Here is an 11,315-nt window from a genome sequence, read left to right on the forward strand (position 1 = left end):
CCTTCGCCCTTGCGGGGCGATTGACCCGCCGGGACGTAGTCGGGGAAGAGGGACACCTGGTTCTCCCAGTCGCCGTCCTCGCCCGGGTGCTGGACGGCGACGAAGACGCTGCCGTCGGCGTCATGGATGATCGGCCCGCAGGTCTCGCCGTCACGGGGGACGGCGAGGAACTGCTCGACCCTCCCGCGCTCGGCGCCCTCGAGTCCCACCTTGAACAGGCCGTCGCAGTAGCCGATGGTGCCGGGCTGCCCGTCCGTGGAGATCCACAGGTTGCCCGCGGAGTCGAAGGCCAGGTTGTCGGGGCAGGATATCGGCGACACCCGGTCCATCGGGTAGCCGCTAAAGTAGGTGGTGGGATTCTTGGCGGGATCGCCGCACACCATCAGCAGGTTCCAGGTGAAGCGCAGCGCCGTGGCGTCCCCGCCGTTTTCCACCATCTCGACCACGTGGCCGTCGCGGTTCACCGTGCGGGGATTTGCTTCATCAGCCGCCGCGTTGGCTCCGGTACCCCGGTTGGTGTTGTTGGTGCAGGCGACATAGACCCTGCCCGTGGCGGGGTTCGGCTCGACGTCCTCGCACCGGTCCATCTTGGTGGGCCCCATCCTGTCCGCCGCCAGCCGCGTGAACACGGCGACCTCGGCGGCGCTCATACCCTCGACCACCGATTCGTTGTCGATGAGCAGCGGCAGCCACTCCCCGACGCCGTCGAACGCACCGTCCGAGGGGACCGCTCCGGAGCCATCGATCTCAGCAGTGGAATTTCCCTGGAACCGCGCCACGTACAGCGAGCCTTCCGAGAGCAGCTCCATGTTGGCGCGACGGGCCTCCGGCGTGTTCCCGGGCTGCATTACGTTCTTGGACACGAACTTGTAGAGGTAGTCGAAGCGCTCGTCGTCGCCCGAGTAGGCCACTACGCGGCCGTCGGGAGCCACCGAGATGTTCGCGCCCTCGTGCTTGAAGCGGCCGAGTGCGGAGTGCTTGCGGGGCGTGGAGGTCGGGTCGAAGGGATCCACCTCGATGATGTAGCCGAATCGGTGCTTCTCGTTCTCATAGCCCGGGTTGCGGGTGTCGAACCGCGCCTCGTCGGTTTCCCAGCCTCGTCCGGTCGGCTTGGCTGTCAGCCCGTAGCGGCGATCGCCGGCGCTGGTTCCCTCACTCACGAAGTATCCGTTGAAGTTCTCCTCACCCGACAGGATGGTCCCCCAGGGCGTGGTACCGCCGGCGCAGTTGCCGAGCGTGCCGAGGATGGTACGGCCCGAGGGATCATCGATGGTCCGGACCAACGCGGACCCTGCTGCCGGCCCGGTCAGCTCGTATGGTGTGGTGGTGAGGAACCTGCGGTTCAGCGGCGCTCCCTGGATGTAGCTCCACGGTTTGCCGGTGTTCTTGCGCTCCAGTTCGACGACGGACAGGCCGTGGGCCGCCTTCCCGATGCCCCGCACTTCCGGCGCGGGCGTGGTGGGAGGCACCATGATGTTCTCGTTGGTGTACTCGTGGTTGGCGAAGAGCACCGCGCGCCGGCCCTTGGTGCCGGGCAGCTCGAGAATGTCGGTGTAGTCGCAGTTGTAGCCGAACTGGAGGGACTGGGCTGCTGCGGTCTGCGCATCGGCGTCGAAGGTCGGGGAGTCGCGGAAGAGGGGATCACCCCAGCGGATGACCGGCTTCCAGCCGAAACCTTCCGGGACCGTCAGATTATCCACCATGGCGTCGACCGGGGCGATGGGGGTGAAGGTGAGCCTGCTCCTGGCTGCCTTTCCGCCCTGGTGCGAGACTGCCTGGGCAACCCCCGTGCCGGCGTTCGTGCCGACGAGCAGCGTGAGTGCGCCGGCCGCTCCCACTCCGAGCATGTTGCGGCGTGAGAACTCGCTGGAGACGATGTCCCGGAAGTAGTTGTTGTCGGTGGTGTTGCACACCGCGGCAGAGCACGCGTTGTCGCACTTCAGGGCGCACGTCACCGCGCTGCGCTTTCCTTTGGTGTGGCCGAGCATGGGCAACAGGCGGCGCGTAGCTTCACTCATGGGGTGCCTTCCAGATAACGAACGGGCGTTCGTCAGAAGACTGGCAAGGCAATTCAACGATCGCGGTACCGGTTCCTGAACGCATGGTGAACGAGAGCGAAATAAGCGAAACCGGTGCGCCCACAGCCGCGTCTCCTGTTCACCGATGCTTCGTGAAACTGCTACCTGTTGGCCTCCAGAGGCGACGATAGTTCCAAACCCCTCGTCTCCAGCCCCCTGGACCTCCTAGACTCGGGTGCATCAGGAACAGTCCTCCCGCCCGAGACAAGGAGTCCATCATGACAACGCCGTCAACTGGGACCGATCATTCGATTGCGCCGGGGATGCGCGCCCAGGCGGAGGAACCGCGGGTGGTCAGGCGCAAGCGCATCGGGCTTGCTGCCGGCGTCCTGCTGGCCCTGGTGGTGTATTTCCTCCTGCCGGCGGATCTTGCGCAACCGGCGCGGACGACGGCGGCGATCGCCGCGTTGATGGCGGTGTGGTGGATGACCGAAGCCGTGCCCCTGGCCGTCACCGCGCTCCTGCCCCTGGTGCTGTTCCCCGCGTTCAACGTGGCACCGATCGACGACGTCGCCCCACCGTATGCGAACCCCATCATCTTCCTGTTCATGGGCGGCTTCCTGCTCGCCCTGGCCCTGCAGCGCTGGAACCTGCACCGCCGGATTGCGCTGGCAACAGTACTGCTCGTCGGCACCAAACCGAAGATGCTCATTGCCGGCTTCATGATCGCGACCGGTTTCCTCAGCATGTGGGTCTCCAACACCGCCACCGCGGTGATGATGATCCCCATCGGGCTCTCGGTGATCACCCTCGTCACCGAATCCGGCGACGGCACCAGACCGCCGAAGAACTTCAGCATCGCCCTGATGCTGGGCATCGCCTACGCGGCGTCCATCGGATCCCTCGGCACCATCATCGGCACTCCCCCCAACGCGCTCATGGTCGGCTACCTCGCCGAGAACCACGACATCACGGTCGGCTTCGGGCAATGGATGCTGGTGGGTGTTCCTATGGCCGTCGTGTTCATGGCCATCGCCTGGTTCCTGCTCACCAGCGTGATCTACAAACCGGAAATGAACGAGATTCCCGGCGGCCGGCAACTGATCCGCAGTGAATACAAGAAACTCGGGTCGATGAGCACCGGCGAGAAACAGGTCATGGTGGTCTTCGTCCTCGCCGCTGCAGCCTGGATCAGCGTCCCCCTACTCTGGCCCGAATCGAACATCGCCGACGCCGTCATCGCCATGGCCGTCGCCGTCATCCTGTTCCTCCTACCCGCGGATATCCGGAAGGGCGTTCCGTTGCTGGACTGGTCGAGCGCGAAAGCGCTTCCGTGGGACATCCTCATCCTCTTCGGCGGCGGACTCGCGCTGTCGTCCCAGTTCGGCTCGAGCGGCCTCAGCGAATGGATCGGCACAAAAGTGGCAGGCCTCGAGGCCCTTCCCCTGGTCCTGCTCATCGCCGTCACCGCCGGGCTCGTCCTCCTGCTCACCGAGCTCACCAGCAACACCGCAACCGCAGCGACCTTCCTGCCCCTGATCGGCGGCGTCGCCATCGGGCTCGGCATCGACGTCATGCTTCTCGTCATTCCTGTTGCCATCGCAGCCACCTGCGCGTTCATGCTGCCCGTGGCAACACCACCCAATGCGATCGCCTTCGCCTCGGGCCACGTACAGATCTCCGACATGGTGCGTGCCGGCGTCTGGCTCAACCTCATCGCGCTGGTCCTCACGACCCTCACCACGCTCACCCTCGCCGCCTGGGTCTTCAGCCTCACCTACTGAGGACCGGAGACTTCCCGGGTGGCGTAGCCGCTTCCTACGTCAGCTCGCCAGCACCCCGTACACCCGTTCGAGCCGCTCGAGCCACCACCGGCGGCGCTCCACGGATGCTGCGTACCTGCCGAGGAGTTCGCCCGAGATTTCGACGGGCCGCACGGCGAGTGTGCCGCCGTCGGGCACCATCGGGCGCTCCGTGACATCACCGTCCATGAGCGACACCGTGGCGAGCCCGCAGGCGTACGGCAGCTCCGGCAGGGCCGCCGCGAGCGCGACTCCGGCCCGGATGCCCACCGACGTATCGAGGGCCGAACTCACGACGGCGGGCAACCCGGCCTGCGCCACGATCTCCACCGCACGCCGGACTCCGCCGAGGGGCGCCGCCTTGATGACCAGCAGGTCCGCGGCGTCCTCCCGTGCAACCCGCAGGGGGTCCTGTTCACGCCGGACGCTTTCATCGGCGGCGATCAGCACCGGGAGCTGCCTGCGCCGCAGCTCGTTGCGCACCCGGCGGAGGCCTGCGATGTCCGGAACCGGCTGCTCGGCGTACTCCAGGGTGAACTCCGCCAGGGCAGTAAGCGCCGCCACCGCCGCCTCTTCGCTCCAGCCGCCGTTCGCGTCGACCCGCAGGGCGGCATCGGGAAGCAGCCGGCGCACCTCGGCAACGCGGGCCACGTCCTCCGCGAGGGTCTGCCCACGCTCGGCCACCTTGACCTTCACTGCACCGACCGGCCCGAAGCGCGCCAGGACCGCCTCGACCCGGGATGCGGGCAGTGCCGGGACGGTTGCATTGACGGGAATGCTTCGACGCACCGGCGTCGGATAACCCCGCCACGCCGCTTCGATACCCGACCGCAACCAGCTCGCCGCTTCGGCGTCGTCGTATTCGGGAAACGGACCGAACTCCCCCCAACCGTGGGGACCCTCGAAGAGCAGCGCTTCCCGGACCATCAGTCCGCGGAACTTCACGCGCATCGGGATGGCCACCACGCGCGCCGAGGAAAGCAGTTCAGCCAGGGGAGGCAGGAGATTCACGGCGGAGGGATCCGCGGGCGGGCCGGGTGTAGTCACCCGCTCAGGCTACGGGAGCCGATGCGGCGCAGCGGCCCGGCTCCCGGTTCCTTCCAGCCTTCTGTGGAACAGTTGATGGGATGAACCCGCAGTTCTCAGTGACCCGGACCTCCCGGCCGACCCGTGCGGCGCGTAATCCGCTGCTGTTCGTGCTGGCCGCACTTGCCTGCTCGGTGGCGCTCGGGTGGACCTACTGGGGTTTCGTCCGGACCACCTCGGGACAGTTCGCCGACGAATCCGCCTGGGCCGAGGCCGGCGTCGCCGCGCCCGATTCGAAGCTGCCGTTCCTCCAGTTCCTCGACCACCTGCCCCTGCTTTCCCTGGTGATCGCAGCCGTGACCGTTGCGTTCGTCACCCTCGCCCGACGCCGGTGGCTGGCTGCCGCGATAGCCATCGGCTCGGTCGCCGGCGCCAACCTCACCACCCAGGTCCTGAAGAACCTCGTGTTCGACCGCCCTGACCGGGGGGTGCCGACGCTCGACTTCAACTCATTACCCTCAGGGCATACAACCCTTGCCGCTTCTGCCGCGGCGGCAGTCTTCCTCGTGGCGTCGCCCCGCTGGAGGCCGTTCGCTGCCGCTGCCGGCGGCGCATATTCGGTGGTGGCCGGAGCCGCGACGTATCTCAACCTGTGGCACCGTCCCGCCGACGTCGTCGCTGCCCTCCTCGTGGTGGGCATCTGGACCCTCCTGGGCGGCCTGCTCATCCTGCGGACCGGCAACTCCTGGAACGGCTGGTCCGGCTTCGGCGCACACTGGGCGTCCTCACGCTGGTGGCTGGTGCTGTGCTGGCTGACCGGGATCGCCGGGGTCGCACTGGCCGCCGCGCTCTACGCCTACGTACAGGCGATCGGCCCGGCACCTGAGCCCGGGAGCGCGAGAATACCGCTGTTCTTCTGGTCCGGTCTCTCCCTGATCGTCGGGGTGGGCTTCACCCTTTCCGGTGCCGCCGGCTGGTTGTTCGGAGTGCAGGCCCGGCGTCACCCAGAAAGGCCTTGACCCCCTTTCCGGCACGGTGTGAGAGTTGGTCCCATCATGCATGTCGTCGGGTGAGGTCGGTCGAGGAGGCTTACGTGCGAGCGATGGTGTACCGCGGTCCCTACAAGATCCGCGTCGAGGAAAAACCGATGCCCACGATCGAGCACCCCAATGACGCGATTCTCCGCGTCACGACCGCTGCGATCTGCGGCTCCGACCTCCACCTGTACCACGGGCTGATGCCGGACACGCGCGTGGGCACCACGTTCGGCCACGAATTCATCGGCGTCGTCGAGGAGGTGGGATCCTCCGTCCGGAACCTCGTGCGCGGCGACCGCGTCATGGTCCCCTTCAACGTCTACTGCGGATCGTGCTACTTCTGCGCCCGTGGCCTGTACTCGAACTGTCACAACGTCAACCCGAACGCGACTGCGGTGGGCGGCATCTACGGCTACTCGCACACGTGCGGCGGGTACGACGGCGGGCAGGCGGAGTTCGTGCGCGTGCCCTTCGCCGACGTCGGGCCCACCATCATCCCCGAATGGATGGACAGCGAGGACGCGGTGCTCCTCACGGACGCGCTGGCTACCGGGTACTTCGGCGCGCAGCTCGGCGGGATCGTCGAAGGTGACACCGTGGTGGTGTTCGGTGCCGGCCCCGTCGGGCTGTACGCGGCGAAGTCGGCGTGGCTCATGGGGGCCGGGCGCGTTCTCGTCATCGACCACCTCGAGTACCGGCTGGAGAAGGCCCGCTCCTTCGCCCATGCCGAGACCTTCAATTTCGCGGAGTACGACGACATCATCGTCGAGATGAAGAAGACGACGGACTTCCTGGGGGCGGATGTCGTCATCGACGCGGTAGGAGCGGAAGCGGACGGCAACTTCCTCCAGCAGGTGACCGGCACCAAGCTCAAGCTGCAGGGCGGCTCCCCCATCGCCCTCAACTGGGCCATCGACTCGGTGCGCAAGGGCGGTACGGTGTCGGTCGTCGGGGCCTACGGGCCCATCTTCAGTGCCGTGAAATTCGGTGACGCGCTCAACAAGGGCCTGACCCTGCGGATGAACCAGACACCCGTGAAGCGGCAGTGGCCCCGCCTGTTCGAGCACATCCGGAACGGTTACCTGAAGCCCAACGACATCGTCACCCACCGGATACCCCTCGAGGACATCGCTGAGGGGTATCACATGTTCTCGGCGAAGCTCGATAACTGCATCAAGACGCTCGTCATCGCGCACCCGAGCTAGGAGACCACCATGCCGTCGACGCCCTACATCGCGAACAAGCCGAAGGACATCCCGACGCCCGACGAGCTGCGAGCCCGTATTCCTGGCTGGGGCGTGGACTTCGATCCGAAGGACCGTCCCTCGTATCCGAAGGAGGTGTTCGATCCTGCCGGGACCGGGGCGCACTGGGACTATCCCGAGGAGCAGCAGAACAGGGAGTGCCGGGAGCGGTCTATCGAGCACGAACGACTGACGCCGGTCTTCGGGACGAGCGCGCCGCTGCACGGAGTCTCCGGCGCCATCCGGCGCTATGCCTACCGCTACAGCGAGGGCCGCGCCGCCCACTGGCTCATCCTCATCTTCGCCGACCGCGTGGACGCCTGGGTGTCCCACGGAAAGTCGCTCGCCTCCCTGCGGCCGGACAACCCGATCACCGAGACGGGGGTGCTCTCCGAGGGACGCAGGCACGGCATCTCCTCCCGTCTGGGGAAACGGCGGGCGGACGTCAACCATGCCTGGCTCGACCCGATCATCGTTGCCGGGCCGTGGGTGGCCGCGGGCGGTGTCGCCGTCGTGGCGGTCAGGACGCTCGCGCGGCGGTTCCGCAACTGAGGACCGCGGTCGGACTCATCGGACCCGGCTGGCCTCGGCTGCAGGCGGAGCCGCCCTGGGAATCCAGAACCACAGGACGAACGCGCCGAGGAACCCCAGGAACGCTGCGGCCCAGATACCCACGGACAGCGACACCGCGGCGGTCATGACGGCGAGCAGACCCGGCCCGGACATGGTGCCGATGTCACTCAGCAGGCGCCAGACTCCGAGGAATTGAGGCCTGCCCGGCGAGGGTGAGAAGTCCGCGCCGAGGGTCATGACAATTCCTGAGCCTATGCCGTTCCCGAATCCGATCAGGAGGGCGGCCAGCAGCAGCCCGGTGACCGAGGAGGTGAACGGCAGCACCGTAAGCGCCGTGCCCATGATCAACAGGCAGGGCACGGCAACCCAGCGGCGGCCCTTCAGGTCCATGACTCTCCCGGCAGGATAGAAGACGAGCATGTCGATCGCCCCTGAGAGGCCGTAGATCAGCGCGGTGGTAGCGGCGTCGAGCCCGATGCTCTGCGCCCACAGTGGCAGGACCGCCTGCCGGGTCGCACGGACCGCGGCGATGAGCAGCACTCCGATCCCGACGGTCAGGAAGATCCGTGAATGGCTGCGGATCGTCGAGCGCACGGTGGGCGCCGACGGCAGAGAACCGATCCCGGTGGCCGGTCCTGGGCCGCGGGAAACCCCGCGTTTCGAAGCACCAGGCACCGGGACGGCGAAGCTGAGGATGGCCGCGCCGATTGCCGCAACACCACCCACCCAGTAAGCACCGTCGAGCCCCAGGACGCTCATGGCCAGCGCGGCTGCGAACGGACCGAGAAAGACGCCGATGCGCGTCATCCCGCCCAGCGTCGAAAGAGCGCGGGCCCGGAAGAGGATCGGTACCGCCTCCGTCAGGTAATTCTGGCGTGCCAACCCGAACACTGCATCGGACATGCCGACCATAAAGATCGCCGCTCCGAAAACGGCGAGGTTGGGCGCGAGGAGGGCAAGGAACATGGCGGCAGCGCCCCACAGTGCCGCCCCGATCAGGGTCTTCCGATCACCGAAACGCGTGGCAACCAGCGTCGCGGGCACGTTGGTGACCAGCGATCCGATGCCGGTCAGCGTGATGATGAGGGCCGCGGTGGCAAGGTCAGCACCAAGATCCCGGGCCGTGAGCGCGATGACCGGAAGGATTGCGCCCGTCGCCACCCCATACAGGAGTGACGGACCGTACGCGCCAACAGCAATCGCCTTGAAGCTGAAGGTTTCCTTGGGCACCCTTCCACTCTAGTTCCCGGTTTCTCGGATTGGCGGGTGCCCCCGGGCTCTGGGACCATATGGCATGGCCAGAATCTTCGCCCGCATGGCGTCCCTCGGAATAGCTGTCACCCTCCTCAGCGCCGGCTGTTCAAGCGAGCCGGCCGAGGACACCCCGGACACCACTTCGGCGCCCAGTGTTGCGGCTGCCCCGCCGGCGTCGACGCCTCCCCCGGAGCCGCCGCAGCCCGAAGCAACGCCGGGCAAGGGGCCGGAGTGCGGCACCGACCGGTGTTTCAGCGTCACCGTCAGCGGTGATCTGCTCGTGCATCCGCAACTCTGGGAGCAGGCGGCCACCGATGCGGCTGCAACCGGGAAAGGTCCGCTGGACTTCGAACCACTCCTCGCCGCGCAACGTCCCTACCTCGAGAACAGCGACCTGGCGCTCTGCCACCTCGAGACACCGGTCGCCACTCCCGACGGTCCCTTCAGCGGCTACCCGCAGTTCAATGTGCCTCCCCAGATCGTGACCGCGGCGAAGGAAGTGGGATACCAGGCGTGCACGACGGCCAGCAACCACACCATCGATGCCGGGACCGAAGGGCTGCTGCGCACGCTGGACACGCTGGATGCCGCGGGGCTCGACCACACGGGCTCCTATGCAACCGAAGCCGACGCCCAGCGCCTGATGATCCTTCAGACGCCGGCCGCCCGGGTGGCGGTGATCGAGGCGACCTACGGACTCAACGGGCTGGTACCCGATGAGCCCTGGCGCGTGGACATGCTGGATGTCCCGACGATGATCGCGAAGGCCGAGGCGTCACGCGCACAGGGTGCCGACGTCGTCCTTGCTGCGCTCCATGCCGGGGACGAGTACGCGTCGGTGCCCAACGAGCAGCAGGTGCAGGCGGCACATGCGCTGGCGGACAGCGGCACCGTCGACTTCATCTACGGGCATCACACCCACTCGGTGCTGCCCATCGAGAAGTACGCCGACACCTGGATCGTCTACGGCCTCGGCAACGGCGTCACCGAGTTGTCGCCCACCTATGACGTCAACAATGAAGGCCTGACGGTGCGCGCGCAGTTCGCCCAGGACGACGCCGGGGCCTGGGGCGTCAGCGACCTCGCCTGGGTTCCCTCGATGATCGTGCGCGACCCGTACCGGTGGTGCTCCCTCGCCCCCGACCAGCCCGCCGGGTCCTGCACGACGCCGGAACTCGAGGACGCCGCAAGGGAGCGGACCCGCTCGGTCGTGGAGTCCCTCGGAGCGGCCGAGGAAGGCGCGCACCAGTGGGATCTGACGGCGGAGGCACCGGCCCCCTGAGGGTCAACCGTCGCCGTGCGCATCCTCCGGATCGGCCGGGGATGCCTCGCGCCGCTCCTGGATCAGCTCCTTCGTCCGGACGAGCCGGAGGAGCGTGACCAGCACGATTCCGCCCAGCACGTTGAACAGGAGCGTATAGCCGAACCATCCGAGCCACTGCAGGTAGGTGACATCCGCGCCCGAGTGGATCGCCGCGAAGATGAGCAGCGAATCAAGGATCGAGTGGAACAGCTGGAGCCCGGCGAGAAGGAACCCGCCGATCACCGTTGCCACGATCTTCGCCGGATCCGACTGCGTGCCCTGCTGCATCCGGCTCATGAGCGTGATCGTGCTGCCGCCCAGGACTGCGAGCGTCACCGTCTGGAGCGAGATCGCCGGATCCACGTAGTGGTGGGCTGCTTCGCTCACAGTGTCACTCCACTGGGGGAACGCCTGCATCACGATCCAGACGAAAACCCAGCCGCCCACGAGGTTGCCGAGGAGCGTGCCGCCCCACAGCTTCCCGAGTTGCCTCAAGCTTCCCTCGCGGGCGACGACGGCGGCGACCGGCATGAGGAAGTTCTCGGTGAAGAGCTCACTGTGCGCGAGGAACAGCGCAACGAGTCCCACGCTGAAGGCGAGCCCTGCCAGCAGGTGGTCGCCGGTCTCATACAGCACCGCGAGGTAGGCCATGATGCCCAGCCCGATCTCCAGGCCCCCGAACAGCCCGGTGACCAGGACGTTTCGCCCTGTACGGTTCAGGCGCTCGGCGCCCTCGGTGATGGTCTCGTCGAAAGACTCGCTGAGCTCTTCCTCCACAGGCGCATCCGATTCCCCCAGTTCCCTGCGACGCTCTTCGCTCATGTGCAATCCCCTGGTTGTTCATTTACTGCCGGTCAAGGCAAGTGTAGTGATCCTCCTTCCGCGCGGGCCGATGAACCGCCCGTCGGGCGGCGCCTGTGCGATCCGCTGCTTTTGGTGCAATGCTGGGCACATGATGTTGGGGGAAGGTCTGCAACGGGCTGCGGAAAGCACAGGATCAGGAGGGCCCGTCGTCGTCGGCTTCGACGGCTCGCCCGCGAGCACGGCCGCGCTGGACT

At 67.1% G+C, this 11,315-nt stretch carries 9 protein-coding genes; 5 read left to right on the plus strand and 4 right to left on the minus strand.

Annotation, left to right across the window (positions count from 1 at the left end):
* Window positions 1-2,018 (minus strand): PhoX family protein (locus Y705_RS0111170; protein ID WP_026532914.1); only part of this gene is annotated, 2,018 nt, incomplete at its 3' end.
* A 278-nt stretch (window positions 2,019-2,296) separates the two neighbouring features.
* Here Y705_RS0111170 and Y705_RS0111175 point away from each other — a divergent pair.
* Entirely contained in the window at window positions 2,297-3,802 is a 1,506-nt protein-coding gene (locus tag Y705_RS0111175; RefSeq protein WP_026532915.1) for an SLC13 family permease, read from the plus strand.
* 39 nt (window positions 3,803-3,841) lie between these two features.
* Here the strand turns inward: Y705_RS0111175 and Y705_RS0111180 are convergent, their stop codons facing one another.
* Entirely contained in the window at window positions 3,842-4,771 is a 930-nt protein-coding gene (locus Y705_RS0111180) for an o-succinylbenzoate synthase (protein ID WP_253908584.1), read from the minus strand.
* A gap of 176 nt (window positions 4,772-4,947) precedes the next feature.
* On the opposite strand from Y705_RS0111180, the gene Y705_RS0111185 reads away from it, so the two are divergent.
* The 3 genes from Y705_RS0111185 to Y705_RS0111195 all read left to right on the plus strand — a co-directional run bounded on the left by Y705_RS0111185 (window position 4,948) and on the right by Y705_RS0111195 (window position 7,679).
* Window positions 4,948-5,865 carry a phosphatase PAP2 family protein gene (locus tag Y705_RS0111185; RefSeq protein ID WP_026532917.1) on the plus strand — a complete coding sequence of 306 codons (918 nt, stop codon included), beginning with the start codon at window positions 4,948-4,950 and terminating at the stop codon, window positions 5,863-5,865.
* Between the two features lie 74 nt (window positions 5,866-5,939).
* The gene (locus tag Y705_RS0111190) at window positions 5,940-7,088 is read left to right on the plus strand and encodes a zinc-dependent alcohol dehydrogenase (RefSeq protein WP_026532918.1); all 1,149 of its coding nucleotides are present in this window, start codon (window positions 5,940-5,942) and stop codon (window positions 7,086-7,088) included.
* Window positions 7,089-7,097: 9 nt separating this feature from the next.
* On the plus strand, window positions 7,098-7,679 hold the full coding sequence (locus tag Y705_RS0111195; protein WP_049822634.1) for a hypothetical protein: 582 nt from the start codon (window positions 7,098-7,100) through the stop codon (window positions 7,677-7,679).
* Between the two features lie 15 nt (window positions 7,680-7,694).
* Here the strand turns inward: Y705_RS0111195 and Y705_RS0111200 are convergent, their stop codons facing one another.
* The gene (locus tag Y705_RS0111200) at window positions 7,695-8,930 is read right to left on the minus strand and encodes an MFS transporter (RefSeq protein WP_026532920.1); all 1,236 of its coding nucleotides are present in this window, start codon (window positions 8,928-8,930) and stop codon (window positions 7,695-7,697) included.
* Between the two features lie 64 nt (window positions 8,931-8,994).
* Between Y705_RS0111200 and Y705_RS0111205 the strand changes: the two genes are divergently transcribed.
* Complete coding sequence (locus Y705_RS0111205; protein ID WP_026532921.1) at window positions 8,995-10,236, plus strand: CapA family protein; 1,242 nt, start codon at window positions 8,995-8,997, stop codon at window positions 10,234-10,236.
* A gap of 3 nt (window positions 10,237-10,239) precedes the next feature.
* On the opposite strand, the gene Y705_RS0111210 is transcribed toward Y705_RS0111205, so the two are convergent.
* Entirely contained in the window at window positions 10,240-11,079 is an 840-nt protein-coding gene (locus Y705_RS0111210; RefSeq protein WP_026532922.1) for a formate/nitrite transporter family protein, read from the minus strand.
* Window positions 11,080-11,315: the final 236 nt, after the last annotated feature.

This window comes from Arthrobacter sp. H41 (assembly GCF_000520535.1).
Classification (GTDB): Bacteria; Actinomycetota; Actinomycetes; order Actinomycetales; family Micrococcaceae; genus Arthrobacter_D.

Bases quoted from the DNA above. Each gene is read 5' to 3' on its own strand.
- Y705_RS0111175 (WP_026532915.1), top strand. From the start codon at position 2,297: ATGACAACGCCGTCAACTGGGACCGATCATTCGATTGCGCCGGGGATG.
- Y705_RS0111180 (WP_253908584.1), bottom strand. From the start codon at position 4,771: ATGCGCGTGAAGTTCCGCGGACTGATGGTCCGGGAAGCGCTGCTCTTC.
- Y705_RS0111185 (WP_026532917.1), top strand. From the start codon at position 4,948: ATGAACCCGCAGTTCTCAGTGACCCGGACCTCCCGGCCGACCCGTGCG.
- Y705_RS0111195 (WP_049822634.1), top strand. From the start codon at position 7,098: ATGCCGTCGACGCCCTACATCGCGAACAAGCCGAAGGACATCCCGACG.
- Y705_RS0111205 (WP_026532921.1), top strand. From the start codon at position 8,995: ATGGCCAGAATCTTCGCCCGCATGGCGTCCCTCGGAATAGCTGTCACC.
- Y705_RS0111210 (WP_026532922.1), bottom strand. From the start codon at position 11,079: ATGAGCGAAGAGCGTCGCAGGGAACTGGGGGAATCGGATGCGCCTGTG.